General features: G+C 70.2%; 25 protein-coding genes. 3 read left to right on the forward strand and 22 right to left on the reverse strand.

The window, feature by feature from the left end:
- Window positions 1-152: 152 nt before the first annotated feature.
- The 4 genes from ACFVWD_RS39075 to ACFVWD_RS39090 form a co-directional block, all read right to left on the reverse strand.
- A complete protein-coding gene (locus ACFVWD_RS39075) occupies window positions 153-1,598 on the reverse strand; it encodes an AI-2E family transporter (protein ID WP_389602744.1) in 1,446 nt (481 codons plus the stop codon).
- Window positions 1,599-1,732: 134 nt separating this feature from the next.
- Window positions 1,733-2,425: a transglycosylase SLT domain-containing protein gene (locus ACFVWD_RS39080; RefSeq protein ID WP_389602745.1), complete on the reverse strand. Its 693-nt coding sequence runs from the start codon at window positions 2,423-2,425 to the stop codon at window positions 1,733-1,735.
- 485 nt (window positions 2,426-2,910) lie between these two features.
- Window positions 2,911-4,236, reverse strand: coding sequence for a PhoH family protein (locus ACFVWD_RS39085; RefSeq protein ID WP_385382642.1), 1,326 nt, complete (start codon window positions 4,234-4,236; stop codon window positions 2,911-2,913).
- Window positions 4,237-4,533: 297 nt separating this feature from the next.
- Complete coding sequence (locus tag ACFVWD_RS39090) at window positions 4,534-5,307, reverse strand: isoprenyl transferase (protein ID WP_389602746.1); 774 nt, start codon at window positions 5,305-5,307, stop codon at window positions 4,534-4,536.
- A 575-nt stretch (window positions 5,308-5,882) separates the two neighbouring features.
- Between ACFVWD_RS39090 and ACFVWD_RS39095 the strand changes: the two genes are divergently transcribed.
- Both ACFVWD_RS39095 and ACFVWD_RS39100 read left to right on the forward strand, forming a co-directional pair.
- Window positions 5,883-6,218 carry a DUF192 domain-containing protein gene (locus ACFVWD_RS39095; RefSeq protein WP_389602747.1) on the forward strand — a complete coding sequence of 112 codons (336 nt, stop codon included), beginning with the start codon at window positions 5,883-5,885 and terminating at the stop codon, window positions 6,216-6,218.
- 277 nt (window positions 6,219-6,495) lie between these two features.
- Window positions 6,496-7,644, forward strand: coding sequence for a winged helix DNA-binding domain-containing protein (locus ACFVWD_RS39100; protein ID WP_389602748.1), 1,149 nt, complete (start codon window positions 6,496-6,498; stop codon window positions 7,642-7,644).
- Window positions 7,645-7,681: 37 nt separating this feature from the next.
- On the opposite strand, the gene ACFVWD_RS39105 is transcribed toward ACFVWD_RS39100, so the two are convergent.
- The 17 genes from ACFVWD_RS39105 to ACFVWD_RS39185 form a co-directional block, all read right to left on the reverse strand.
- On the reverse strand, window positions 7,682-8,455 hold the full coding sequence (locus ACFVWD_RS39105) for a class I SAM-dependent methyltransferase (RefSeq protein WP_389602749.1): 774 nt from the start codon (window positions 8,453-8,455) through the stop codon (window positions 7,682-7,684).
- Window positions 8,456-8,555: 100 nt separating this feature from the next.
- Window positions 8,556-9,017, reverse strand: a complete 462-nt coding sequence (locus ACFVWD_RS39110; RefSeq protein ID WP_389602750.1) for a GNAT family N-acetyltransferase — start codon at window positions 9,015-9,017, stop codon at window positions 8,556-8,558.
- Window positions 9,018-9,055: 38 nt separating this feature from the next.
- Window positions 9,056-9,928 (reverse strand): LLM class flavin-dependent oxidoreductase, encoded by an 873-nt coding sequence (locus ACFVWD_RS39115; RefSeq protein ID WP_389602751.1) that lies wholly within the window; start codon window positions 9,926-9,928, stop codon window positions 9,056-9,058.
- 40 nt (window positions 9,929-9,968) lie between these two features.
- Window positions 9,969-10,589 carry a dihydrofolate reductase family protein gene (locus ACFVWD_RS39120; protein ID WP_389602752.1) on the reverse strand — a complete coding sequence of 207 codons (621 nt, stop codon included), beginning with the start codon at window positions 10,587-10,589 and terminating at the stop codon, window positions 9,969-9,971.
- A 12-nt stretch (window positions 10,590-10,601) separates the two neighbouring features.
- A complete protein-coding gene (locus ACFVWD_RS39125; RefSeq protein ID WP_389602753.1) occupies window positions 10,602-11,258 on the reverse strand; it encodes an OmpA family protein in 657 nt (218 codons plus the stop codon).
- Between the two features lie 2 nt (window positions 11,259-11,260).
- The gene (locus tag ACFVWD_RS39130; RefSeq protein WP_385382664.1) at window positions 11,261-11,851 is read right to left on the reverse strand and encodes a hypothetical protein; all 591 of its coding nucleotides are present in this window, start codon (window positions 11,849-11,851) and stop codon (window positions 11,261-11,263) included.
- Window positions 11,852-11,866: 15 nt separating this feature from the next.
- The gene (locus ACFVWD_RS39135) at window positions 11,867-12,412 is read right to left on the reverse strand and encodes a pilus assembly protein TadG-related protein (RefSeq protein ID WP_389602754.1); all 546 of its coding nucleotides are present in this window, start codon (window positions 12,410-12,412) and stop codon (window positions 11,867-11,869) included.
- Between the two features lie 50 nt (window positions 12,413-12,462).
- Window positions 12,463-12,702: a hypothetical protein gene (locus ACFVWD_RS39140; protein ID WP_168495131.1), complete on the reverse strand. Its 240-nt coding sequence runs from the start codon at window positions 12,700-12,702 to the stop codon at window positions 12,463-12,465.
- A 105-nt stretch (window positions 12,703-12,807) separates the two neighbouring features.
- The gene (locus tag ACFVWD_RS39145; protein WP_389602755.1) at window positions 12,808-13,539 is read right to left on the reverse strand and encodes a response regulator; all 732 of its coding nucleotides are present in this window, start codon (window positions 13,537-13,539) and stop codon (window positions 12,808-12,810) included.
- Entirely contained in the window at window positions 13,532-14,947 is a 1,416-nt protein-coding gene (locus ACFVWD_RS39150) for a sensor histidine kinase (protein WP_389602756.1), read from the reverse strand. Before ACFVWD_RS39150 ends, ACFVWD_RS39145 begins: the two co-directional genes overlap by 8 nt.
- A complete protein-coding gene (locus ACFVWD_RS39155; protein WP_060901398.1) occupies window positions 14,947-15,837 on the reverse strand; it encodes a DUF5936 domain-containing protein in 891 nt (296 codons plus the stop codon). The genes ACFVWD_RS39150 and ACFVWD_RS39155 overlap by 1 nt, the downstream gene beginning before the upstream one ends.
- Before the next feature lie 16 nt (window positions 15,838-15,853).
- Window positions 15,854-16,795: a type II secretion system F family protein gene (locus ACFVWD_RS39160; RefSeq protein ID WP_384912429.1), complete on the reverse strand. Its 942-nt coding sequence runs from the start codon at window positions 16,793-16,795 to the stop codon at window positions 15,854-15,856.
- A 28-nt stretch (window positions 16,796-16,823) separates the two neighbouring features.
- A complete protein-coding gene (locus ACFVWD_RS39165) occupies window positions 16,824-18,164 on the reverse strand; it encodes a CpaF family protein (RefSeq protein ID WP_389602757.1) in 1,341 nt (446 codons plus the stop codon).
- A gap of 44 nt (window positions 18,165-18,208) precedes the next feature.
- Window positions 18,209-18,520 (reverse strand): TadE/TadG family type IV pilus assembly protein, encoded by a 312-nt coding sequence (locus tag ACFVWD_RS39170; RefSeq protein ID WP_389602758.1) that lies wholly within the window; start codon window positions 18,518-18,520, stop codon window positions 18,209-18,211.
- Between the two features lie 62 nt (window positions 18,521-18,582).
- A complete protein-coding gene (locus ACFVWD_RS39175) occupies window positions 18,583-20,202 on the reverse strand; it encodes a CpaE family protein (RefSeq protein ID WP_389602792.1) in 1,620 nt (539 codons plus the stop codon).
- Window positions 20,203-20,340: 138 nt separating this feature from the next.
- Window positions 20,341-21,054: a Flp pilus assembly protein CpaB gene (gene cpaB / locus ACFVWD_RS39180; RefSeq protein WP_168510805.1), complete on the reverse strand. Its 714-nt coding sequence runs from the start codon at window positions 21,052-21,054 to the stop codon at window positions 20,341-20,343.
- 133 nt (window positions 21,055-21,187) lie between these two features.
- Entirely contained in the window at window positions 21,188-22,063 is an 876-nt protein-coding gene (locus ACFVWD_RS39185; protein WP_389602759.1) for a hypothetical protein, read from the reverse strand.
- A 364-nt stretch (window positions 22,064-22,427) separates the two neighbouring features.
- Between ACFVWD_RS39185 and ACFVWD_RS39190 the strand changes: the two genes are divergently transcribed.
- Window positions 22,428-24,125, forward strand: coding sequence for a chitinase (locus ACFVWD_RS39190; protein WP_389602760.1), 1,698 nt, complete (start codon window positions 22,428-22,430; stop codon window positions 24,123-24,125).
- An 822-nt stretch (window positions 24,126-24,947) separates the two neighbouring features.
- On the opposite strand, the gene ACFVWD_RS39195 is transcribed toward ACFVWD_RS39190, so the two are convergent.
- Window positions 24,948-25,316, reverse strand: a complete 369-nt coding sequence (locus ACFVWD_RS39195) for a hypothetical protein (protein ID WP_389602761.1) — start codon at window positions 25,314-25,316, stop codon at window positions 24,948-24,950.
- Window positions 25,317-25,462: the final 146 nt, after the last annotated feature.

Raw genomic sequence — 25,462 nt, forward strand, 5'->3', positions numbered from 1 at the left:
GCCCCGTGCCCCAGGGGCGCGGGGAACTGCGCGCCAAGCCCCCACCGGGCCCGCAGCCGAACGGGTCGGGTGGGCGGGGGATTCGGGGCGAAGCCCCGCCTTAGGGGCGCGGGGAACTGCGCGACCAGCTCCCACCCGCCCGGGGGGAATCGTCACGGGGACGGAGGGCGTACCGGGGCCACGTCGATCGCTGTGGCGCCCCGCGGCTCCGGCGCATGGCGGAGTCCCGGCTCGCGGGAGTACGAACGCAGGTATCCCACCACCGTGTTGGTGACCGCCACCAGCGGCACCGCCACCACCGCCCCGCCGATCCCGGCGACCAGCCCACCCGCCGCGACGGACAGCACCACCGCCAGCGGATGCACCCGCACGGCCCGCCCCAGAATGAACGGCTGGAGGATGTGGCCCTCGATCTGCTGGACCGCGAGCACGACGAGCAGCGTCATCAGCGCGGTGAACACACCCTGCGTCACCACCGCGACCACCACCGCCAACGCCCCCGACATCACCGCACCCACCAGCGGAATGAACGCGAAGAGGAAGATGAAGACGGCGAGGGGCACGGCCATGGGGACGTTCAGGAAGTAGAGGCCGAGGCCGATGAAGATCGCGTCGATCAGAGCCACTATCACCGTGCCGCGCACATAGGCCGTCAGGGTCCGCCACGCGCGGGGCCCCGCCCCGGCCACCCCCGGCCGCGCCGCCGCCGGCACCAGCTTCAGCGTCCACTCCCAGATGCGCTTGCCGTCGTAGAGGAGGAAGAGCGTCGAGAACATCGTCAGGAGGATGCCGGTCAGCGCTTCCACTATGACCGTCACGCCCTCCAGCCCCGCCGACGTGATCTGGTCCGTGTTCGCGCCGATCGCCTCCCGCAGGTTCTTGGCGATCTCGTTGATCTGCTTGTCCGTCACATGGAACGGGCTGTTGAGGAGCCACTTGCGCAACTCGTCGATGCCGTCCTGGATCTGGTTCGAGAGGTTGTCGATGTTCTCCTGGACCTGCCAGACCACGAACCAGCCGACCAGCCCCATGATGACGAAGCCGAGGATCGCGGTGAGCGCGGTGGCGAGGCCCCTGGGGAATCCCACTCTCTTCAGGCGCGCCACGGTGGGCTGAAGGAGCGCGGTGATGAGCAGCGCGGCGACGAAGGCCAGTACGACCAGTTGTACGGCGCTGATCACCCGCATCAACACCCAGAGGGTGCCCGCGAGAACGAGCAGCCGCCAGCCGGCCTCGGCCGCGACCCGTACGCCCCACGGCACGGCCAGGACGGGATCGGGCCGAGTGTGCGTCTGCGGCCCATGGGTGTAGTGGGGGGCGGGGACGAACGTAACGGCGGGCTCGGATTCGGATCCGGGTTCACGTTCGGGTTCCCGGTCGGGGGTGGGTTCGGGAGTGGCGTCGGCAGGGGGCGCGGAAGGCTTCGCGTCCGCCCCTGCCGTCGTCGAGCCGCGTGGCGACCGGTCGTCGGTCTCGTCGCTCAGGTCGAGCGAGCCCCCCGACTCCTTCTCCACCTCGGCGCGGCGCTCGTCCAACCGCGCACCCAGCTCCGTCAGCTTGGCGCCGAGCCGGCCGAGCAACCCTGGCACTCTCGACATGATCCGTCCTTTTCCCCCGCTTCTCCCCACCACTCCCCCCTGGAGTCGTCGGTTCCGACCGTACATGGCCGAAGCCCCTCACCCTAGGACGGGGAGGGGCTTCGAAAGGTTGAGCGGCCGGAGGTGACGACGGCTCAGTAGTTGCCGTGAGCCTGCCAGTACGACCAGGCGTCGCAGGGGCTGCCGTAGCGTTCGTTCATGTAGTTGAGGCCCCACTTGATCTGCGTGGCCGGGTTGGTCTGCCAGTCGGCACCGACGGACGCCATCTTGCTGCCGGGCAGCGACTGCACGAGACCGTAGGCGCCGGACGAGGGGTTCTGCGCCCTGTAGTTCCAGGTGGACTCGTGGTCCACGATGTTGCTGAAGCACTGGAACTGACCGCTGGGAATGATCTGGCGCGCGAGGGCCTGGACCTCGGCGACGGTGTACGAGGACTGCGGGGCCAGGCTGACAGCGGCAGCGGCACGCGTCTCGGAGCGGCTGGCCGCTTCCGCGGCATCCTTGCGCGCCTTGGCGTCCGCCGCGGCCTTCTGCTTCGCGACCGCGTCCTTGGCAGCCTGCTTGCGGGCAGCCTCCTCCGCGTCCTTCTTGGCGCTCGCGTCCGCGGCGATGGCCTGTGCGTCGGCCTGCTGCGTCAGGGACGCGGTCTGCACCTGGGCCTGCTGGCCCGCAGGTATGTCCGCGAGGAGAGTCGAGTCACTCGCCGTCGCCTCAGCGTCGTTCGACGGCTGGCCAGTGCTGCCCGAGGCAACACCACTCACGGCGCCGACAGCGGTGACCGCGGTGGCCGAGGCCACTGCGAGTCCCCGGACCGAAATCCGGCTCACACGGTTTCCTTCCAGCATCGCCCGCTTAGGTGACCCTCGCGGACGCAATCGTGCCCCTGAACGCTGGCCTCCCAACTGCGGGGTCACGGGAGGCACGGGCCCGGTGGGCAACTCCCTTGACGGAAGTGCCGCGTGGTGCGCGGGCGGCATACGACGACTCTATGGAGTTCTGGTGTTCCTGAGGTGCGGTACCGCTGGGGGTACACGTGTGTCGTATGCGGGGCCTGACAGGAATGAGACTCTGCCGTAACCCGACGCCGCGAGGCAATTCCCAGTTGCGTGTGAAAGCTCACACCCCGTTTGCCCCAGGAGTTTTGCGGAAACAAGCGCGCACGAAGACGCCGCCCGGCTAGGCTCTTCGCCTTTTGCCGGGCGGCGTCAACTACCGTGCATCCACCACGTTTTGACCAACCGGGTCAAGCCGTGTCAGACGGGTCCAGATGGAGTCAGTTGGATCCAGATGGAGTCAGATGGAGCCAGGTGGGTCAGATCTGTCCGTCCTCCAGCATTTCGGTCACAAGCGCCGCGATCTGGGACCTCTCGGAGCGGTTCAGCGTCACGTGCGCGAAGAGCGGATGACCCTTCAGCTTCTCCACGACGGCGACCACGCCGTCGTACCGGCCGACGCGCAGATTGTCCCGCTGTGCCACGTCATGGGTGAGAACCACCCGCGAGTTGGCGCCGATGCGGGACAGAACGGTCAGCAGCACGTTCCGTTCCAGTGACTGGGCCTCGTCCACGATCACGAAGGCGTCGTGCAGGGAGCGGCCGCGGATGTGGGTGAGCGGCAGGACCTCCAGCATGCCGCGCGCGGTGACCTCCTCGATCACATCGCGCGAGGTGACCGCCGACAGCGTGTCGAAGACGGCCTGCGCCCAGGGGCCCATCTTCTCGGCCTCGGAACCGGGCAGATAGCCGAGCTCCTGCCCGCCCACCGCGTACAGCGGCCGGAAGACCATCACCTTCTGGTGCTGACGCCGCTCCAGCACGGCCTCCAGGCCCGCGCAGAGCGCGAGCGCCGACTTGCCGGTGCCGGCCCGGCCGCCCATCGACAGGATCCCGATGTCGGGGTCGAGCAGCAGATCGAGCGCGATGCGCTGCTCGGCGCTGCGGCCCTTGATGCCGAAGGCCTCCCGATCGCCGCGCACCAGCCGGACGTTGCCCTCGGAGGTGACACGGCCGAGGGCCTTGCCGCGCTCCGACTGGATCGTCAGACCGGTGTGGACCGGCAGGTCGGCCGCTTCGGGGACGTACGCGTGGCCCTCCTCGAAGAGGATGTCCACCTGCTCACCGGACAGGGTCAGTTCGGACATTCCGGTCCAGCCGGAGGAGCCCGTGATGGCCAGTTCCGCGCGGTACTCCTCGGCGAGGAGACCGACGGACGAGGCCTTGATCCTGAGCGGCAGGTCCTTCGAGACGACGGTGACGTCGTACCCCTCGGCCTGCAGGTTGCGGGCGACCGCGAGGATGCGGGAGTCGTTGTCCCCCAGGCGGTACCCGCTGGGCAGGACGCTGGGGTCCGAGTGATTGAGCTCGACGCGTACGGTCCCACCGAGTTCCCCGATCGGGATGGGGGCGTCGAGGCGGCCGAACCGCACCCGGAACTCGTCGAGCAGGCGCAGGGCCTGCCGGGCGAAGTAGCCGAGCTCGGGATGGTGCCTCTTGGCCTCCAGTTCCGTCACCACGACGATCGGAAGCACGACCTCGTGCTCGTCGAAGCGGCTCAGGGCGTTCGGGTCGGCCAGCAGGACGCTGGTGTCGAGAACATAGGTGCGCCGGTCTGGCATACGACGCTTTGTGCTGGTCACCACGGAAGGACGTACCCCCTCGGATGAGGTCGGGGAGCGACGGAGAGGAGCTGGACCGGTCCTGGCCGCATTGCGCGGGCCGGAGACCGGCCCTCCGTCTCGTCCGTACGGACCGCACGGTCGGGCTGGTGCAAAGGGCCTCCCGGGCGGACGGCCCCGTGCCGTCCGCTGAGATACGACACCCGTGGTTCGGGCGTCGACCTGCATGGCTTATGCCCTCGAACATGCGCGGCCATGCAAGAGCATGTGACCACGCGTTCGTTAACTCCGGATGACGCGCACCCCTCGCACCCCCCTGGGTCAGCCTCCGTAGCGGCGGTGTCGCGCCGCGTAGTCACGCAGGGCACGCAGGAAGTCGACCTTGCGGAACGCCGGCCAGAAGACTTCGCAGAAGTAGTACTCCGAGTGGGCGGTCTGCCAGAGCATGAATCCGGACAGCCGCTGCTCGCCGCTGGTGCGGATCACCAGGTCCGGGTCGGGCTGGGCACTCGTATAGAGGTGCTTGCCGATGAGGTCGATGTCCACGGACTCGGCAACGTCCTCGATCGAGGAGCCCTTGTCGGCGGCGTCCAGGAGCATGGAGCGCACGGCGTCGGCGATCTCCTGGCGGCCGCCGTAGCCGATGGCGACGTTGACCACTATCCCGTCGACGTGCGCGGTGGTCTCCTCGGCCTCCTTCAGCGCGGTCTGCATCTGGGAGGGCAGGATGTCCGGCGTGCCCACATGGTGCACGCGCCAGCGGCCGTCGGCGGCGAGGGTGCGTACGACGCCCTCGATGATGCCGAGCAGGGGGACGAGCTCGTCCTCGGGGCGGTCGAAGTTGTCCGTCGACAGCAGCCAGAGGGTGACGACCTCGACATCGGTCTCCGAGCACCAGCCGAGGAACTCCTCGATCTTGTCGGCGCCGGCGCGGTGCCCCTGGGCGGCCGTGCTGCCCGCCGCCTTCGCCCAGCGCCGGTTGCCGTCCATGATGACGCCGATGTGCTTGGGCACCTGGTCGTGGTCGAGGTGGCCCTCCACCCTGCGTGTGTAGAACCTGAGCAGCAGCCGGCGCAGGTTGTCCCGCAGGTTCACGTGTTGTCAGCCCCTCCGTGCGGATCGGACGGGCGCGGCAGAGCGGCCTCGCTCAGCGCAACCCCTGTCCATATGGCGGTCCCCGGGGGCGAAGCCTACCCCCGCGAAACCAACGGACCCGCAAGAGGTGTCTGTGGTCCGACAAGTGGGCCGGGGTGGGGGCGCTGTGTCACCAGGGCCGGTTCCCGAGGGCAGGGGGGCGCACGGGGGCGCAGGCGGAGGAGACGGTGGGGTGGGGTGTGGGGGCACAAAAAACGGGCCGGTCCGTGGGGGGGAGACGGACCGGCCCGAGGGGGGGTTTCCACCATAACCCTTCGTAAGTGATGCTGCGTGCATCGGCGTGCCACAACTACTCTCCGAAACCGGACGACGACGCCGCGGTGGTCGCGGAACCTCTTATTCAGGGCTTGATCATGGCCGAATCACAGCGGATTCAAAGGGAATGGAGAGGTAAACGGAGAGATCCGGAGGGTTTGCGACCAACTGGGCCTTCCCTGCCGACTCGCCCCCACGTACTCCGGGAGAGTGACGCGCGTCCGTGTCGCCCGCTTGACGGCGCCGCTAACTTCGCACCCATGGCCATGCTCACCATGCCGGGGATCCCCGCACCGGTACCGCTGGAGGTCGCCGTGTCGGCCCGCGCCCGGCGCCGTGGACTGCTCGGGCGCGACGGGATCGACGGGGCCCTGCTGCTCTCGCCGGCGAGCGCGGTGCACACCCTGGGGATGCGGTTCGCGATCGACGTCGCCTATTTGGACCGGAAGTTCCGCGTCTTGGCGGTGCGGACGATGAAGCCGGGGCGCATGGGGCGCCCCCGCCCACGCTCCCGCCACATTCTGGAGGCGGAGGCCGGGGCGATGGAGCGATGGGGCGTACGGCGCGGGGCACAGGTCACGGTGCACGACCGGTGACGTGACTTCAGGCAGGGGCGCAGCACCGCGCAGCCCCCTCCACTGCGCGGTGCCACACGCGCAGCTTTGCTCACGCGAATTACCTTGGTCTGAACTTACGTGAGGCGAACACCCCGGACGACCCACCCCCGATAACGATGTGGAAACCCTGTGCAGAAGTCCGTCATGCGGACGGACATCTCACCCATGGCTGGTCGCATCAGGGTGTTTTCGGTCAATCGGTTCCCGGACGCTCCAGCGGACAGGATCTGACCTCATTCCCGCCTACCTTCGCCGCATGACCCTGAAGATCACATGGAACGAGGCGAGCGCGCGACGAATGGAGCGCCAGTTCCTGGCCGTTCCGGCGCGCGGCGGGACTCCGGTCGCCGACACCGTCGGCGCGATGCTCGGCGCGCACGCACAAGTCCTGTCGGCGGCCGAGGTGTCGGTGGGCGTACGCGCCGAGGGAGTCACGCGGGCAGACGTACGCGCCGCGCTCTGGGAGGACGGATCGCTGGTGAAGACGTACGGTCCGCGCGGCACCGTGCATCTGCTCCCCACCGCGGAGCTCCCCCTCTGGACGGCCGCGTTGACGGCGATCCCGTCCGGCCGGAGCCCCTCCGCGCCCGCCGTCCGGCTCACCGAGGAGCAGGCGGACGAGGTCGTGGCGGCGATCGGGGACGCCCTGGACGGCGCGCGGCTGACCATCGACGAGTTGAGCGACGAGGTGGTGGCGCGCACCGGGTCCTGGGCCGGGGACCTGGTGATGCCCGCGTTCCAGGGCATGTGGCCGCGCTGGCGGCAGGTCATGCACCGGGCGGGTCAGCGCGGCGCGCTGTGCTTCGCCCCGAACCGGGGCCGCAAGGCGACGTACACCCGGCCCCCGCACTTCGAGCCGCTCGCCGCCGACGAGGGGCTCGCCCTGCTCGTAGAGCGCTATCTGCGCGCGTACGGACCGGCGACGCCGGGGCGATTCGCCAAGTGGGCTGCGGCTCCGCGTGGTTGGGCCACCGAGCTCTTCGCCTCGCTGGCGGGCACGGGGGTCATCGAGGAGGTCGACTTCGAGGGGCCGGCGTGGGTCGCGGCGGGCGACACGCAGTTCCCGGGGACGCCGGTGAGCGGGGTGCGGCTGCTTCCGTACTTCGACGCGTACGCCATCGCCGCGGGGCCCCGCGAGGTGCTGTTCCCCGGGCCGGCGTACGCACGTGCCCTCGCGGGCGGCCAGGCCGGGAACTTCCCCGTGCTGCTGGTCGACGGCGTGGTGGCCGGGGTCTGGCACCAGCGGCGCCGCGGACGGCGTACGACGGTCACCGTGGAGCCGCTGGAAGGGCTGACGGCGGCGCGGGAACGGGAGTTGGCGCGGCAGGTGGAACGGGTGGGTGAAATCCTGGAGGCGGGGGCGGAGTTGGTGGTGGGGAGGGTGACGGCGGGCCCGCACGCATGAGCCCGAACGCGAGCCCTCCCGGGGAGCCCATGGACCCCTAGGAACGACGCGGCTTGCGCGCCTCGATCAGGAAGCGGGCGCTGTGGGCGACGAACGGGCCCTTCGCCCCGATCCGCTCATGCAGGGCACGCAGCTCGGTCCGGTACCGGTCGACGGTGAAGCCGGGGACCATCCAGATCACCTTGCGCAGGAAGTGGACGACGGCACCGATGTCGTAGAACTCGACGCGCAGCCGCTGCGCGCGCAGATCGACGACGTCGAGCCCGGCGGCCTCGGCGGCGGCGCGGGCGCGGTCCGGGTTCCGGCCCTTCCTGACGTCCTCCGGCAGCGGGCCGAGGAAGTACTCGACGAGTTCGAAGACGCTCGCCGGGCCGACCTGCTGGGAGAAGTACGTGCCGCCGGGGCGCAGGACGCGCGCGATCTCGGACCAGTGCGTCGTGACCGGGTGCCGGCTGGTGACCAGGTCGAAGGCGCCGTCCGCGAAGGGCAGCGGGGCGTCCTCGGGAGAGGCGACGACCACGGCGCCACGGGGGTGGAGCAGGGCGGTGGCCTTCGCGACGTTCGGGAGCCAGCCCTCGGTGGCGACGGTGAGCGGGGGCAGCGTCGGCGCGGAGGCCAGCACCTCACCGCCACCGGTCTGGATGTCCAGCGCGGCGGACGCGTGCGCGAGCCGCTCCCCCATCGCCCGCGCGTACCCCCACGAGGGCCGTTCCTCGGTGGCGCGCCCCTCGAACCAGGAGAAGTCCCATCCCTCGACGGACACGGCCACGGCCTCGTCGACGAGAGCTTCGAAGGTACGGGTGGTGGTCATGGGGGGGATCTTCTCAACGGGGCGGCGGGGGAGCGAGGCGTTTTCCACCGGGCAACGGGGTTGCGGGGCCAGGTGTCCAGGGCGCTCGTCGCCGGTGCTTTCACTCCCCGGGGAGTACGAGCAGGGTGTGGTCGTCGTTGCCGTGGCGGACGGTCCCGTGGTGCTGGAAGCCGTGCCGTTCCAGGAGGCGTATGGACGCGGTGTTGCCCGTGAAGGGATCGGCGTACAGGGGGCGGTTCCTCTCCAGCTCGAGGAAGCGGGCCAGAGCCTTGGTGCCGATCCCCCGGCCCCAGTACGGGCGGCCGAGCCAGTAGCCGATGAAGCGCCGCTCGCCCTCCCACCAGGAGACGACGTTCCCGGCCGGCACACCGTCCACGGTGACCGTCCGCACGAGGACGGTGTCGTCACCGAGGACCCTGGTCCTCCAGTGGGACATGAACGCCTCCCGCGTCCGGGGCTCGAACCTCGAGCGCCGGGCCGCCTCGGGATCCTGCTCGTAGGCCAGGAACAGGTCGAGGTCGGTTTCGACCGCGTCCCTCAGCCGTACGTCGTCATCGCTCATACCGACGAGTGTGGCAGCGGGCACTGACAACGACCGGCCTACCCGATGAGCGGCCGGACCTCTCGGGCCGCGAACCGTACGAAGGCCTCGGGGTCCGGTTCGTCGGCGGTGGGCTGCAGGACCACGGTGTCGGCGCCGGCCTCCACGAGGCGCTGTACGGCCTTGGCCACCGCGTCCGCGTCCCCGGCGACGCCGTGCTCCGGCAGCGGATCCTCACCGTTCGCCTCGATCTCGGCGCGCAGCCGCGCCGCCGCGTCCGTTCCGGTGGCCGTGTGGAGGTAGACGATCACCCGGTGGTGGTCGGTCCGGCCCGCCGACTCCCGCCCCTCGTCGATGAGTCGGCGCGCCCGCCGTACCCCTTCCGGCGCGGTGGCGGCGGTGAGGACGGTGCCGTCGGCGGCGGCCCCCGAGAGCCGGAGCGAACGCGGCCCGGTGGCGCCCGCGAGCACCTCCGGTGCCGCCGCCGGGGGCCAGTCGAGGGCGACGCCGTCCAGCTTCACGTACCGGCCGTCCGTGCTGACCCGCTCGCCCCGCAGCAGCGCGCGCAGCGCGTCGAGGTGCTCGCGCAGCAGTGTCACGGGCGACTCCGCACGCGCCCCGACCTGCCCCATCCAGTCCTGTACGCCGTGGCCGACGCCCAGGATCGCGCGCCCCGGGAACATCCGGTGCAGCGTGGCGGCCTCCATGGCGGTGACGGCGACGTTGCGCAGCGGGACGGGCAGCAGGCCCACGCCGACCCGGACCCGTTCGGTCCAGGCGAGGGCGGCCGCCGCGGCCGAGATGCCCCCTTCGAGGAAGCAGTCCTCCCACAGCCACAGCTCCTCCAGGCCCGCGTCGTCCGCCGCGCGCGCGACGGCCCGCAGCCGCTCGGGGGGCAGTTGGGGCCGGAACACAACGCCGAGAACAGTCATGGAGCCTTCCTACCGATGCCCCGGCTCGCGGACAACACCTTTACGTGTCGGCGGTTCCGGGGTCGGTAGCAGTGGCGGGGGCGATGGCGGTGCTGTCGCGTTCGTAGCGCAGGAGTACGACCCCGTTGCCGAAGGCCCGTGACTCGACGAACCGCAGATCGGTCGGGGTGTGCGACTCCGGGAACAGGGGTTTGCCGCGGCCGATCAGCACCGGATGCACGTACACCCGGAACTCGTCGACCAGGTCGTACCGCAGGAACGCGGCCGCGAGGTCGGCGCCACCGAGGCCGAGGTCCCCGCCGGGCTGTTCCTTGAGCGCCCTGACCTCGTCCGGTACGACGTCCCGGACGATCGTGGTGTTCCAGTCGGCCCGCTCCAGTGTCCGCGAGTACACGTACTTGGGGATGTCCCGCCAGATCCCCGCGAACTCGACCACCTCGGCCGTACTGTCCGGGCTGTCCGGATCCTGGTCGGCCGTCGGCCAGAACCCGGCCATCAGCTCGTGCGTGACCCGGCCTTCCAGCAGGCCGCCGAGCTTCCTGATCTCGTCGTTGAAGTGGCGGTGCAGCTCCGCGTCGACGCGGTGCCAGTCGATCTCGCGGTTCGGTCCCTCGATGAATCCGTCCAGGGACACCGACATCATCAGGACGATTCTTCTCATGACACCAGGTTCTCAGCTCTGGGCTCCCGAGGACCCACTGTTCGCCGCGCCACGTGGGAACGTCACCTCCACCCGGCGGTTCTTCCGGCGGCCCTCCTCCGAGGTGTTGTCCGCGATCGGGTAGTCCTCGCTGTAGCCGCGCACCTCGAAGGTGACGTCCGTCGAGCCGAGCGCCGCCGCCAGTTCGTCGTGGACGATCTCCGCGCGCTTCTTGGAGAGGACCAGGCCGTGGGCGTACGAGCCGAGGTTGTCGGTGAACCCGAACACCCTGACCGTCGTCGCCTTCTGGTTCTTGATCTCGTCCGCGATCGCCTGGATACGGGAACGAGCGTCGGGGTTCAGCTTCGAACTGTCCTTGGGGAACAACACCTCGGCCTGCAACGCGAACGTCACGTCCGAGTTCGTGTCCTCCCGCCGCTCCTCACCACCGAGGTCCTCGACGACCGACTTGATGTCCAACACCTTGGCCGGCGCGAGCGTGGCGCCGTCGGCGAGCTTCAGGCCGGGGCTGGTGGGGTCGACGGTGGGGGGTGGGGAGGTGGTGACGCTGCCCGGCGGGGCGCTGGGGTCGGTGCCGTCGGCGTGCGCCGGGCCGCCGGTGAGGCTCAGCGCGGCCAGTACGGCGAGGGCCGTGAGCGTGGTCGCGGCGCTGCGGGATGGGAGGGCCATGGTCACTCGCCGTCGGAGATCTGGATGGAGGCGGGGGGCATGGAGCCGACCTGGAAGTCGACGTTGGTGGTGTCGGCGGGGGGTGCGGGGAATTGGGCGAACCAGTCGGCCGACTGGCCCGCTTCCACGCCACCGCCGTCGAACTTCGTGCAGAGGCAGCGCCCCTGGGTGTCCCGCAGGACGAGGTACTTCTTCTTGCCCTTGCTGTCGATCAGCGAGGCTCCGGCGAGGGATGCGCCGTTCCTGTTCAACTCCCGCTCGTCGCCACGCCAGTTCGACGCGATCCAGAACTGGCCCCCGCCGTTGGTCACCTTGCCGCTCACAGTGACATAGCCGCCCTGGTCACGGACGGCCGAGGCGATGGTAAGCGTGATGTCGCCGCCCTTCACCTCCGCCAGTGCCGCCTCCTGGCTCGGTGTCGGAGACGCCTGCGGCTTGCTTCCGCCGCCTTTGCCCGACTGCGAAGTCGAAGTCCCGCTCGGCTTGTCACCACCGTCTCCCCCGCCGCAACCGGACACCGTGAGGAGCAACCCAGTCGTAATGGCCACCGCGGCCAGTGCCCGTCGGCCCTTCATGGTGTGCCGGAGATCCATCGGTACGGCTTCCTCTCACTCGGCCAGATGCACAGAGAACAGCACGGACGCGTCCGGAAGGTCGGCCGGATCGAACTTTCCGGGGTCGATGTCGACGGTCCGTCCGTCGCAGTTCAGTTCCACGGGCTTCTTGGGATCCGCAGCCGGATCGAAGTCACAGCGCGGCTGGATGACAGCGGTGGCATGAGCCGTCGCCTGCTTGTCCGTGCCGGGAATGATCGACTTGCCAACGGTGTACTGGGTCTCGATATCCACCCGATAGCCCGGAAATCCGTTCACTGCGGCCGGGGTGAAACCCTGCACTGTCGACTTGTTCTCAGCGGCCAGCCGACCGGCCGCAGCCGCGGCTCCGGTGCCTTTGAACAGGTCTCCCTTGAGCCAGTCCAACCAGTGGTCATTCGTGCCCACGGCCCCCGCCAGGCCCGTCATCAGCTCGTCGCGGGAGTCCCGTGCGGCCGCCAACGCCGCAGCGTCCGCCGCGGATTGAGCTCCATTCCGGGCGGACGCTGCTTGGGCGAACACGAAGAAGGCGAGCGCGGCGAAGAGAAGAATCCCCGACAACCAGATGTAGATGGGGAGGGTCTGCCCTCGGTCGCTGCGGGCCGGGTGGATCAGCCGCCGCCACCGCCGGTGACCTGGGTGACTGCCGTCCGGATCGCTCCCGAGATCATCCCGTCCAGGCCGATCTGATCGATCAGCGTGAAGATCCCGGCGATGATGATCATCAACCCGGCGTACTCCACGAAACCAGCGCCGGCGTCCCGTCCGCGGCCCCGCATCCGACCGGCGACGGTCTTCGCCCAGGTCTCCACCCGGACTCCCGCCCTCAGCGTCCAGTCCCTCGTCACCATGGCCCCTGTCCTCCCGCCCGACGCCACCACTACCGACCCGAGCACCGTACGTGAGACCGCGCCTACTCCGGGTGGGCCCAGGGGCCCAACTTCGGGTGGGTGGAGTCATCGGCTCCACCCCTCACGTGCCGTGCCCAGCCAGTGGGCGATCGCTTCGCTGCGCGAGGAACTGTGCAGCTTTGCGAAGATGCGGTTGATGTGGTTCTTGACGGTCTTCTCGCTGATGAAGCAGGCGGCGGCGATCTGCCGATTGCTCATGCCGGACGCGATGAGATCCATGACCTCCACCTCCCGTGAACTCAGGCCGAAGTCGAGCCGGTTGGGCACGCGACGGCGCAGCCTCGCCGCATAGCCGGGGCGAACCTTCGACGACTGTCCCACAAGTGGTTGCAGGTGCGAAGGGAAATCGTTCGGTTCGTACGAAACACCGAGTGAATCCGGGACAGTTGCCATCGCGTGCCGTACCTCCCGTACGGCGGAGATCAGTTCGGCGGCCGTGAACTCGCCGTGGACGAGATAGCCAACCGCGCCCCGGCGCAACGCCTCGGCCACGACCTCGGGTTCGCGGCTGTAGGTCAGCATCATCACGGGGGCGAGCAGGGAGAGGGCGGGAAGGGCCGTCAGACCGTCCGTGCCGGGCATGCGGACGTCGAGGAGGACGACGTCCGGGCGCAGTCGGGTGGCGGCCGCGATGGCCGCCTCGCCGTCGGCCGCCTGCGCGACGACCTGGAGGTCCGGGTGGCCGTCGAGCAGCGCGGCCAGGCCGGCCCGGACGACCGGGTTGTCGTCGGCCACGAGTACACGGAGGTTCGGGCCGGGAAGTGCCTGGTCAGGCATGTGCGGCCTCCTCTTGGGGGATGGGGGGAGGGTGGGGGACGGCGGAGGACCGCGGGAGGGTCAGATGGATCTCCGCGCCTCCTTGAGGGGAACGGTTCAGGTCGACGCTGCCGCCCAGCGACGCGGCTCGCTCCGCCATGCCGAGCAGACCGAAGTGGCCGGATCTGGTCAGGTCGTCGAGGGCGACGGGCGGGGGCGGACCGACTCCGTCGTCCCGTACGCGTACGGCGCACTCGGCTTCCGACACGTCGAGTTCCACCGTCACCCGCGTCGCGTCCGCGTGGCGGTGCGCGTTCTCCAGCGCCTCGGACACGATCGCCAGGACGTGGTGGGCGGTGGCGTACGGGAGGATCGGCGGCTCGCCCCGGTGGTGGAGTGCCGTGGGGAGGTGGGTGCGGGCTTCGAAGGCTCGTACGCGGGCGTCGAGTTCGCACAGGACATCCGTGTTCGCACGCGCGAGGTCCGTGTGGCGGCGCAGGTCGGAGAGGAGGTCGCGGGACTCCACGGCCGCCCGGCGGGCCGCGCCCGCGACGATCGTCGCCTGCCGCCCCAGCGTGTGCGGGTCCGCGTCCTCGGCTGCGGCCGAGGCGGCGAGGGCCTCGGCCGCCAGGGCCAGGCCGTGCAGGGTCTTCGCGACCGAGTCGTGCATCTCACGGGCCAGGCGGGCTCGTTCGGACTCCACCGCCTCGGCGACGGCCAGGCGCGAGTTCGCCTCCGACAGCGCCTGGCTCGCCGTACCGAAGCGGAACATCAGGTTTCGCAGGGTGACACCGATGATGCCCGCGCCGACACAGAAACCCGCGACGAGCAGGGTGCTGGCGCCCGACCCCGGGTGGTGCTGCCAGGCCCTGTACACCGTCACCAGCACGATCAGCTGGAGGCCGGTGAAGATGCCCGAGCCGCGCCAGCCGTACAGCAGGCCCGCCAGGAGCGGGGTGCAGACCGTCGCGTAGGCGAGAGGGGACGCGGGGGACGCCGTCAGGAGCAGGACCGCGCCGAAGGTCAGGTCGACGGCCATGAGGCCGGGGTGCGCGAGGAGGCGGGGGCCGAACCGGTCCCAGTCCCTGAGCATGGCGTACGAGCCCATGACGCCGAGGACGGCGGCCACCAGGACCGTGTAGCGGGGTGGGCCGTTCACGGCGTTGGTCATCGCGAAGGGGGCGCCGATCGCGATCGCGGCGAGGCGGACGCCGAAGGCCTGGCGGCACAGCGCCTGGAGGGCGTTGAGCTGGAGGCGGACGCTTCCGGGGGCCGGGGCGTCGTCGGCCAGGTAGCCGTCCTCGGTGCTCGCGAGGTGCCGCCGCGCCCACAGGCGGGACAGCCACGGCGGGGGCTGCGACAGCCGCGAGAGAGTGGACAGCGTCGAGAGCGGTGACGGGCGCGGCAGGGGAGTACGACGGCTGGTCATCAGCGGCCCAGGATCGAACCGAAGTTCGTGCCCGACCCCAGGAACATGCCCGTGGCGATCAGGATCATCGTCGCCGGGAGCATGAAGACGAGGGTCACCATCGTCGCCTTGGGGATGGTCTTGGCGGCGCGGCGGCGGGCGTTCTGGGCGTCCGTGCGGCGCATGTCCGTGGCGAGTTGGATGAGGGTCTCGGCGATGGGGGAACCCAGCTCCTCGCCCTGCTGGAGCGCCGAGACGAACTGGGCGACCTGCTCGGAGGAGTTGCGCTTGCGCAGTTCGTCGAAGGCCTGGCGGCGGCTGACGCCCATGTCCATCTGGCGCAGTGTGATGCGTAGTTCGTCCGCCCAGGGGCCCTCGTACTTCTCCGCGACCCGGTCCAGCGCCTGGCGGAAACCGAGGCCCGCCGAGACCACGACCGCGAGGACGTCGAGGAAGTCGGGGAGTGTGCGGTCGATGACCTCCTTGCGTTCGCGGACGGCCTGCCAGATGAGGGCGTCGGCGGCGACGAGCCCGAAGGCCAGGGTGAGGACGGCGAAGAGGAGCTGGCCGTTGGAGAGGAAGACGAGGCCGAGTACGACGCCGAAGACGCCGTACACCGCGCGGCGGGCGGCGTAGCGGTTGAGGGTCAGGCCGCCGGGGTTGCCCGCCATGTCGATGCGGCGGCGTTTGGCCTCGACACGGCGGGGGCCCATGAGGCGCAGGACCGTGGGGGCGAAGCGCATGCCGAGGCGGTCGACGGCGGACTCTGCGGTGGAGACGCGGGTTCCGCCGACCTCCAGGGCGAGCGCGAGGTCGCTCGGGAGTTTGGCGTCGGCGCGGATCATGCGGATGCCCAGCAGGGCGCCCGCCACGGCCCCGGCCGTCAGGAGGGCGAGCAGCAGCGCGAGCAACGTGACCCCTCCTCTCTCAGACTTCGATCTTGCCGAGGCGGCGGATGACGAAGAAGCCGACGGTGTAGAGGCCCAGCGAGATCAGGACGAGAGTCTGGCCGAGGCCGGAGCCGGTGACGCGCGCGAGGGCCCCCTCGTTCGAGGAGTTGATCAGGAGCAGCGAGCCCAGACCGAGCATCGGGACCGTGAAGGCGGTGGCGTTGACCTCGGAGAGCATGGTGCGGACCTCGCGGCGGGTCTCCTTGCGGTCCTCCAGGGTGTGGGTGAGGTTGCGCAGGGAACTGACGACCGAGCCGCCCGCCTTGTTGGCGAGGACCAGGGTCGTGACGAGGACGATCAGCTCGCGGGAGGGGAGGCGCTCGGAGAGTTCGCCGAGGGCGTCGTCGATGGTGCGGCCCAGCATCAACTGGTCGGCCACGTGAGCGAGTTCCTCGCCGGCTGGGGCTTCGAGCTCCTCCGCCGCCATCGCCAGTGCCGTCCGCAGGGCCAGTCCAGCGGCGGTCGCGTTGGCCAGCAGCCGTGCCACGTCCGGGAGTTGGCCGATGAAGGCCTCGATGCGTTTCTGGCGCTGCCAGTTGAGGAAGATGGCCGCGCTCCACACGCCCACGAGGGCGGCGATCGGACCGAAGAAGGGGGCCAGCACCGACGCCGCCATCAGCCACAGCGCGACGACGACGGCGGTGACGTACGTGGCGAACTCCCCCGCCGTCACGTCCAGGCCCGTCGCCGACAGGCGCAGGTGGATCGTCCGGCCGAGGCGGGTGCGGCGCAGCCGGCGGTCGATCGCGGCGAAACGGCGTACGCGGCCGGCCGCGGTGCGCAGCGGACCGCCGCCGGAGAGGCGGTCGACGAGGGCCTGGCGCTGGGCACGGCCCGAGGCGTACGTGTGGACGCCCGCGACGGCGAGGGTGCCGCACAGCACGGTGGCGCCGAGGGCGAGGAGTGCGGGGTCGTTCATGGCTGCCTCCCTTCGGGGGCGGGGTTGGTCATCCGATGGCCCGCCTCGTGTCGAGTACGTCGAGGACCTCGGCCACGCCGAACGCGGGCGGCAGCGGTTCGCCTGCGACGTACAGCTTCTCGGCGACCTGGCGCGGCAGCGGAAGGTGCTCGAAACGGCCGTGTACGACACGGTCGGGGCCGGCGGGGCGGGGGACGAAGCGGGTGACGGGGACGACGCGGAACTGTTCGCGGCCGTGCGAGACGACCAGGGCTATCTCGGTGACCTTGCGGGAGCCGTCGGCGTGGCGGGTGAGCTGGACGACGACGTCCACGGCCGAGTTGATCTGGTCCTTCAGCGCCTCGAAGGGGATCTGGACCTCGGACATCGAGCCGAGGGTCTGGAGCCTCATGAGGGCGTCCTCGGCGGAGTTCGCGTGGACGGTGGCCAGGGACCCGTCGTGACCGGTCGACATCGCCTGGAGCATGTCGAGGGTCTCGCCGCCGCGGACCTCGCCGACGATGATGCGGTCGGGGCGCATACGGAGGGAGTTGCGGACCAGGTCGCGGATGGTGATGTGGCCCTTGCCCTCGACGTTCGGGGGGCGGGACTCCAGCCGGATGACGTGTTCCTGCTGGAGCTGGAGTTCGGCCGAGTCCTCGATGGTGATGATGCGCTCTCGGGACGGGATCAGGCCGGAGAGGGCGTTGAGCAGGGTCGTCTTCCCGCTGCCGGTACCGCCGCTGACGATCACATTGAAACGGGATCGCACGAAGGCCGCGAGCAGCATCAGCATCTGCTCGTCGAGCGAGCCGAGGTCGATGAGTTCGGGCAGGGTGTACGCGCGGGGGAAGCGGCGGATCGTGAGGGTGGGGCCGGTGAGGGCGAGCGGCGGGATGATGACGTTGACGCGTTCACCGGTGGGCAGCCGGGCGTCGACCATGGGGTTCGACTCGTCGACGCGGCGGTTGACCGTGGAGACGATGCGCTCGATGGTCTGCATCAGCTGATCGTGGGAGGCGAAGCGGAGAGGGAGCTGTTCGACCCGTCCCGCGCGCTCCACGAAGATGGACTCCGGCCCGTTGACCATGATCTCGGTGATCGACGCGTCGGCGAGTAGCGGTTCGAGGACGCCGAGGCCGAGGGCCTCGTCGACGACCCGCCGGATCAGCTGGGAGCGCTCGGCGGAGGACAGGACCGGGCCCTCACGGCTGATGATGTGGCCGAGCACGCGCTCCAGGCGTACCCGGCGTTCGGCTGCCGCCAGGCTCGACATCTCCGCGAGGTCGATCTCCTCGAGGAGCTTGGCTCGGTAGACGGCGACGAGGTGTCCGTCCTCGCGGGCGGGGCCCGACTCGTCGGGGGTGGAGAGTCGGCTGCGCAGGCTCATGGGTTCAGCTCCTCCCGGTCATTCGTCGGTTGTCCGTTTCCGGTTCAGTTGTCGGTGGGCATGGTGGCGTGGCGGGTGACGGTGTAGGGGCCGAAGAGGGGGATCACTCCGGGGACACTCACGGTGACCGTCGCCGTGGTGAGGTCGGCGCCCTCGTCGGGCGTCACGTCCGGCTTGAGCCAGCCGCTCACGGCGGCCTGTCCGGCCGCGGTGCCGTCGCCGCCCTGTGACTCGACCCGTGCCGCCGCCCGCGCCCCCGTCCCCGCCTGGTTGATCCCGTACCCGATGAGGCCGAGCTGGATGGCGGCCATCCCGATGACGAGCAGGATGGGCAGGAACCCGGCGAACTCCAGCATGGAGACGCCCCGGTCGTCGCGGAGCCGACGCCTCAGCCCGGGTTTCCGCCTCTGAGGGAACCTCACCCGTTGTCCCCCTCCAGCGCGGCGCCCGCGTTCCCGTCCACGTGCCAGCCCGCGTCGAAGCCCGGGAAGAAGAGCGGCACGTCGACCTTCACGGTGGCCTTCATCACCGAGCCCGCCGCGCCGCAGCTGATCTTGGCACCGTTCCAGGCGCCCGGCAGATGCTTGCTCCCGGCCGTCTGGCACGCCCCGGGTACGTCACCGTGGACCGCGTACGCCGCCGTCGCCGCCCGCGCCGCCTCGTCCGCCGCGTTCCCGGCCAACGAGTACGAGTAGCCGTACAGCACGCACTGCCACAGGATCGTCATCACGACGAGCAGGATCGGGAACATGCCGGCGAATTCGAGGGTGACCGCGCCCCGGTCGCCGCCCCGCCGCCGCAGCGCCAGCGCGCCCCGGTCCGAGGAGGCCTTGCGACGCCTGCCGCCGCCCCCGCCGGTCTCCTGGGCGACCACGAGCCCGAGTTCCCCCGCCAGCGCCCACAGCGCCTGCTTGACCGTCGAGCGGGTGTCGAGGTCCTGGAGGCGCCCGGCGTCGACGACGGACTGGAGTTCCTTGAAGGCGGCCGGGACGGCGGTGCGGGCGACCTTGGTTCCGGTGACGCGTTCGACGAGGGAGGGCTGGATCTCCGTACCGCGGGCGAAACGGTTGACGACCGTGGTCGTCTCCTCCGCCTTGCGGATCTGGAGGCGGTCCCACATGCGGACCATGCGTTTGGCGGCGCGGACGGCGACGACGTCGGGGGTGACGAGGAGGAGGGCCCGGTCTGCCATCTCGACGGCCGCGGCGGTCGCGGAGTTCATCAGGGCGCCGCAGTCGACGACCACGACGTCGTGGCGCGAGCGCAGGGCGCTCAGCACCTGGCGGGTGACCCGGTCGGTGACCTCTTCACCGCGTTCGCCCTCGGCCGGGGCCAGCAGCAGGCCCACTCCACTGTCGTGGGTGTAGACGGCGTCCTGGAGGACGCGGGGGTTGATGTCGCTGATTCCGGCGAGGTCGGCGATCGACCGCCGGAACTGGACGTCCAGGTACGAGGCCACGTCCCCGGACTGGAGGTCGAGGTCCACCAGCGCGACGCTGCGCCCCGACGCCTGTGCGGCGAGGGCGAGTTCGACGGCGGTGACCGTCGCTCCGACGCCGCCCTTCGCCCCGGTGACCGTGACAATGGTGCCGCCGGGGCCCGCGTACAGCTCGGGCGTGCCGCTGCCGAGGTGACGGCGCATGCCGAGCGACCACCCGGCGGCGGCCTGGACGCGTTCGGCGAGGGCGTCGTAGCCCAGCGGGAGGCCGATGATGCCGCGGGCGCCGGAGTCCATGGCGGCGGTGAGCACACCGGCGCTGGGGTCCGCGGTGATGAAGACGACGCCGATCGCGGGGAAGCGCATGACCACGTCGCGGATCAGGTCCAACGCCGGTACGGGACCTATGCGTTCGTGGACCAGGACGACTTCGGGCAGTTCGTCGAGGGACTCGGCGGCGAGCCGCGCCAGGGTGTCGAGGAGCGCCGTCGAGTCGGGGACGGGTGGGGCCGGCTCGGCGTCCGCGAGCTGGCTCAGCAAGGTGGCGAGCGCGCGGGCCGAGTCGACGTCACTGACGGCCGGGAGGATACGGATGGTCATCGGCGCTGCCCCGTAGTCATCGACCTCGTAGTCATCGACCCCGTAGTCGTCGGCCCCGTAGTCATCGACCCCGTAGTCGTCGGCCTCGTGCGGGGCCATCGGCGCAGTCCCGTGGGGATGGACCTCATGCGCGGCCTCCTACTTGTCCTCGTCGAGGGTGTACGTACGGTCGCCGGGGGCGACGGTCGCGTCGGAGCCGCCCGCGACCAGGGCGAGGCGGACGTGTTCGGCGAACGACTCGGCGTACGCGACGCGTTGGGCGTCGGCGGTGTCGAGCGCGAAGGTGATGGGGACGGCCTGGGTGGCGCTGTTGCGCCGGTCGTTGCTGGACTGCCCGGGGTCGAGGGCGGTGAGTTTGCCGACGTCGATGACGCGGGCGTTCGCGACGATGACCTTGGACTGGTCCTTCTGTTTGTCGTTCTCGGCCTTGAAGGTGGCGTAGATGTTCACCCTGGAGCCCGGGTCGATCTTTCCGGCCACACCGGTCGCCGCGTCGATCATGATCGCGATCTCCTGCTGGCCCGCCTCCAGCGCGGGGCGGTCCACGATCATGTCGGTCTGGAGCAGGGAGCCCTTCTCCAGTTGGGTGACGGCGATCTTCCCGCGGATCTGGCCAAGGCTCGTGACCGCCGTGCTCGACAGCCAGCGCTTGGGCATCGAGACCTTCTGGAACTGGTCGGCCGACAGCTCCTTGTAGGGCGCGATGTCGTCCTTCAGGCGGTACGCCGCCACCTCCGGGCCGACCTTGGAGTTCACGTCGCGGATCACCGAGAGCACTCCGGCGAAGGCGCCCAGGGCGCACAGGACCGAGAGGACCAGCAGGATGACGCCGCGGCGCTGGCGTGAGTTCATGACGCGGACAACCTCGATCGTGGGGCGGGGACGGGCGGGGTCGAGCGGTCGTGCCTGGCGTGGTTCAGCGTGTGTTCTTCGACGTGTTGTTCGACGTGTCGATCAGTGTGTTGTTCGGGCGTACGGACGTGGCTTACGTGGCGCCTCGGGGCAGAGCGCGTACTGAGGATGCTGCCCGCACAGTGGCCGCCGGAAGCTCGGAAGGCGGGGGCAGTGGCGCGGCACAGAACCCGCAGCGGTCACCGATGAGTTCGAGGCCGCACCAGTGGCACTCCTCCCGGCGGACGGACGACACGAGCTGGTAGAGCACGGAGACGTCGTACAGACCGGCGGCGAACTCGGCGAGCTTGGTGGTGCCCCACCAGCGCGCAGACTCCTGCGGCAGCGGCACGGTCGCGACGCCCTGCACACGCCAGGCGGGCGCGAGGGTCGCGGTGACCCAGTCGGAGGGCGGCTGGCCCGCGGCGACGAGCAGCCGGGTGCCGAACTCGGGCCCGGTCAGCTCGTCCTGCCCGATCCGGGCCAGCTGCGGGCGCGGATGGGACAGTACGGCGAACTGGGCGCCCGGCACCCATGACTTGGCGTGCGACTTCAGCGTCACCGGGACCCGGTCGAGCTTGGCGACCGAGCCGAGCAGGGCGCCGGCGTAGATGTAGTGGGCGAGCAGCCGGGCGGAGGAGGCGAGCACGCCCGGGCTGAAGTCGCAGACCGACAGTTGCCGCAACTGCTGGGCCAGCAGCGCCACTCCGAGTGGCGGCAGGTCGATGCCGAGCAGGGCGATGCGGTCGCTCTCCAGGACGGAGCGGACGGTGTGCAGCCGCCGGGTGACCGCGTCCTCGGCCGAGGCCGGGTAGAGCGCGATGACGTATCCGTGCTGCTCGATGAGGGCGTGCATGCCCGTGAGGGAGCTTTCGAGACTGTCGAGGGGCTGGACCACGGCGGGTGGGGTCTGCCGGTCGTGCGGCGGGAGCACCAGATCGGGACTGGTGACGGCTATCGCGGTCGGCACGCTGCACACACCCCGTTCACTGCGGCGGGGTGGTCGACCACCGCCTCAGATGGCCCCTGTGACGTCCTCTTGCATCAGCACCATATCCACGGCATGGCCGCCTCAACACCGAATCTTCCACATCAACTCACGGAAGGTACGGCCTTGATCAACGGAGAGTGAGACGAATATGCCACAAGTCGCCCACACTTTGGGCCCGTTGAGGCAACTGGTCACCCCTGTCACCCACCAGAGGTCTTGACAACCCAATTGGTCTGGACCAACTTGTACGCCAGCAACGTACGACGGTGGCCACCGTTCCGCATCCCCTCCTCACCCCCCTCCCCTCCCCTCACCGGAGGTCCCAGTGGACCGCGTCATACGTATGCCCCGACCGCCCCGACGGAGATGGGCGGGCGCCCTCGCCGCCGTCGTCACCGCCTCCGTCCTCTCCCTCGCCGGTCTGGCCGGCCAGGCCCAGGCGGCGGACGTCAACAACGCCAAGAACGGCGGCTACGAGTCCGGCCTGAGCAACTGGACCTGCACGGCGGGCAGCGGTACGACCGTCTCCTCGCCGGTGCACGGCGGCTCGGCCGCCCTCAAGGGCACGCCCGCCGGGCAGGACAACGCCCAGTGCACCCAGGCCGTCGCGGTCAAGCCCAACTCGACGTACACGCTGAGCGCGTGGCTGCAGGGCGGGTACGCCTACCTGGGCGTGACGGGCACCGGCACCACCGACGTCTCGACCTGGACCCCCGACTCGGCCTCCTGGAAACAGCTCTCGACCACCTTCACCACGGGCGCGTCAACGACCTCGGTGACGGTGTACACGCACGGGTGGTACGGCCAGGCCCCGTACTACGCCGACGACCTCTCGGTCTTCGGCCCCGACGGCGGCGGAGGCGGCGACCCGGCCCCCACCATCCCGGCGGCACCCACCGGTCTGACGGTCTCCTCCACCACGTCCTCCTCCGTCTCCCTCTCCTGGAACACGGTGTCGGGCGCGACGGGCTACAACGTCTACCAGGCGGGTACGAAGGTCCAGTCGACGACGGGAACATCGGCGACCGTCTCGTCCCTCTCGGCCTCCACCTCGTACTCCTTCCAGGTCACCGCGACGAACGCGGCGGGCGAGTCGGCGAAGTCGACGGCGGTGACGGGCACGACGACCGCGTCCTCGGGCGGTGGCGGCGGCACCCTGCCCAAGCACGCCGTCACGGGCTACTGGCAGAACTTCAACAACGGCGCGACGGTCCAGAAGATCTCCGGCGTGCAGTCCCAGTACGACATCATCGCGGTGGCGTTCGCGGACGCGACGGGCACGCCGGGCGCGGTGACCTTCAACCTCGACTCGGCCGGGCTCGGCGGCTACACCGTCGACCAGTTCAAGGCGGACATCAAGGCCAAGCAGGCCGCGGGCAAGAAGGTCGTCATCTCCATCGGCGGCCAGAACGGCACCGTGTCGATCAGCGACTCCACGTCCGCGACGAACTTCGCGAACTCCGTCTACTCCCTCATGCAGACGTACGGCTTCGACGGCGTCGACATCGACCTGGAGAACGGCCTCAACGCGACGTACATGACGCAGGCCCTGCGGTCGCTCTCCTCGAAGGCCGGCTCGTCTCTCATCATCACCATGGCCCCGCAGACGATCGACATGCAGTCCACGTCGAACGCGTACTTCCAGACCGCCCTGAACATCAAGGACATCCTGACGGTCGTCAACATGCAGTACTACAACAGCGGTTCGATGCTGGGCTGCGACGGCAAGGTCTACAGCCAGGGCTCGGTCGACTTCCTCACCGCCCTCGCCTGCATCCAGCTCCAGGGCGGCCTGGCCCCCTCCCAGGTGGGCCTGGGCCTCCCGGCCTCCACGAGCGGCGCGGGCAGCGGCTATGTCTCGCCCTCCGTGGTGAACAACGCCCTGGACTGCCTGGCCAAGGGCACCAACTGCGGTTCCTTCAAGCCCTCCAAGACCTACCCGGACCTGCGCGGCGCGATGACCTGGTCGACGAACTGGGACGCGGCGGCGGGCAACGCGTGGTCGAACTCGGTGGGGCCGCACGTGCACGGGCTCGGCTGACGCGCCTGCCTCCACATCCCCTGAGCACGGCCCGCCCCGCCCGGAGCTGTCATCGCATCCCGGCTTGTCGCCAGGTGCGAACGGTCTCGGCGGTGGCGGGCCGAGGGGTTGTTTCGGCGACCTGTCCTGGTCGCGGGCGGCGTCGCGAACCTGCGAAGGTGTTCGCCATGGATTCCGAGCCGGGTGACGCTCCGACGCGCCACTACGACCCAGGGGGCTGGTTGGCCCAGTACGCGGGCCGAATGCTTGTGGTCTGCCCGCAGTGCGGCGGCTGCGCTCTCGTGGCACCTCGGCCTGGTCTTCCCGCACCCAGGTACTTCAGCGAGCTTTTGTTCCAGCCACGCCGTCTGGCTTGCGGAGGGTGCGGTGCCGTCGCCGACCGGGAGCCCGAGGTGCGGGGCGCCGGTCTGGTCGGCGCGGTACTCGGCGGTAGCGAGGATCCGTTCTTCTGGCAGCCCCTTTGGCTGCAGACCCGTTGCGTCGGCCACGTCCTGTGGGCCTACAACGAGGAGCACGTCGACGAGCTTTCGGCCTATGTCGGTGCGCAGTTGCGAGAGCGAGGCGGGGCGCGGCCGACGAGGGCAATGTTCGCGCGGCTGCCACGGTGGATGAAGAGGTCGGACAATCGCTCCGAGGTCCTGGCCGGCCTGGAGACGCTGCGAGCGCTGGCCAAGCGCTCAGCACCTGCCGACCGATCGGACGCCGCACATGAGCGCGGTGACCGTCCCCGCCCGCACGGGAGCATGTACTTCCGGGGCGGTCCGTATGAGGGCAGACCTTGAGGCGGGCAGGGCCGACCACCTCCTCTGAGCCGCCGGACGGCTACCCCAGCGGCCGGTAGTACCCCAGCACCCACGCCAACTGTGCGAACCACCCCCGCAACAACTCCCGCGGCTTCGCGTTCACCACGCACTCGTAGACCCTGCCGTCCAGGTGGACCACGGCGACCATCAGGGCCTTGCCGTTGGGGCTCGCCTTGTAGTGGACGCTGCGGATCTCGGGCCAGGGGAAGTCGACCGTGATGTCGTACATCTCGAAGGCCACACCCGACGCGTCGACAACGACCGAGTTGTGCTTGTCGACCGCCAGGAACTCCGGGCCGGGCGCCGGGGGCTGGGGTGGCCCTGGGGCATACTGCGGCGGGGGCGGGCCGAAGCCCGGTGGGGTGGAAGCGGGCGGCTGGTCTGTCACTCCGGCAACCTACCCGGCGTACGCGGATCCCCTGCGTGGAGGGCTCCCTGTGGGCCCCCTCTCAACCTTCTTTCCGTCCTCTGAAACATTTCCGGGGGGCCGGCGCATCAATGGAGTGAAGGCGGCGATACCAAGGACACGGGGGC

The sequence above is a fragment of the Streptomyces sp. NPDC058086 genome, from assembly GCF_042885015.1.
In the GTDB taxonomy this organism is placed as follows: Bacteria; Actinomycetota; Actinomycetes; order Streptomycetales; family Streptomycetaceae; genus Streptomyces.

Coding starts and splice junctions, on each gene's coding strand:
- ACFVWD_RS39075 (WP_389602744.1), bottom strand. CDS start 1,598: ATGTCGAGAGTGCCAGGGTTGCTCGGCCGGCTCGGCGCCAAGCTGACG.
- ACFVWD_RS39095 (WP_389602747.1), top strand. CDS start 5,883: ATGGCCATGCTCACCATGCCGGGGATCCCCGCACCGGTACCGCTGGAG.
- ACFVWD_RS39100 (WP_389602748.1), top strand. CDS start 6,496: ATGACCCTGAAGATCACATGGAACGAGGCGAGCGCGCGACGAATGGAG.
- ACFVWD_RS39105 (WP_389602749.1), bottom strand. CDS start 8,455: ATGACCACCACCCGTACCTTCGAAGCTCTCGTCGACGAGGCCGTGGCC.
- ACFVWD_RS39110 (WP_389602750.1), bottom strand. CDS start 9,017: ATGAGCGATGACGACGTACGGCTGAGGGACGCGGTCGAAACCGACCTC.
- ACFVWD_RS39115 (WP_389602751.1), bottom strand. CDS start 9,928: ATGACTGTTCTCGGCGTTGTGTTCCGGCCCCAACTGCCCCCCGAGCGG.
- ACFVWD_RS39120 (WP_389602752.1), bottom strand. CDS start 10,589: ATGAGAAGAATCGTCCTGATGATGTCGGTGTCCCTGGACGGATTCATC.
- ACFVWD_RS39125 (WP_389602753.1), bottom strand. CDS start 11,258: ATGGCCCTCCCATCCCGCAGCGCCGCGACCACGCTCACGGCCCTCGCC.
- ACFVWD_RS39130 (WP_385382664.1), bottom strand. CDS start 11,851: ATGGATCTCCGGCACACCATGAAGGGCCGACGGGCACTGGCCGCGGTG.
- ACFVWD_RS39140 (WP_168495131.1), bottom strand. CDS start 12,702: ATGGTGACGAGGGACTGGACGCTGAGGGCGGGAGTCCGGGTGGAGACC.
- ACFVWD_RS39145 (WP_389602755.1), bottom strand. CDS start 13,539: ATGCCTGACCAGGCACTTCCCGGCCCGAACCTCCGTGTACTCGTGGCC.
- ACFVWD_RS39150 (WP_389602756.1), bottom strand. CDS start 14,947: ATGACCAGCCGTCGTACTCCCCTGCCGCGCCCGTCACCGCTCTCGACG.
- ACFVWD_RS39160 (WP_384912429.1), bottom strand. CDS start 16,795: ATGAACGACCCCGCACTCCTCGCCCTCGGCGCCACCGTGCTGTGCGGC.
- ACFVWD_RS39165 (WP_389602757.1), bottom strand. CDS start 18,164: ATGAGCCTGCGCAGCCGACTCTCCACCCCCGACGAGTCGGGCCCCGCC.
- ACFVWD_RS39170 (WP_389602758.1), bottom strand. CDS start 18,520: ATGCTGGAGTTCGCCGGGTTCCTGCCCATCCTGCTCGTCATCGGGATG.
- ACFVWD_RS39175 (WP_389602792.1), bottom strand. CDS start 20,202: ATGACCATCCGTATCCTCCCGGCCGTCAGTGACGTCGACTCGGCCCGC.
- cpaB (WP_168510805.1), bottom strand. CDS start 21,054: ATGAACTCACGCCAGCGCCGCGGCGTCATCCTGCTGGTCCTCTCGGTC.
- ACFVWD_RS39190 (WP_389602760.1), top strand. CDS start 22,428: ATGCCCCGACCGCCCCGACGGAGATGGGCGGGCGCCCTCGCCGCCGTC.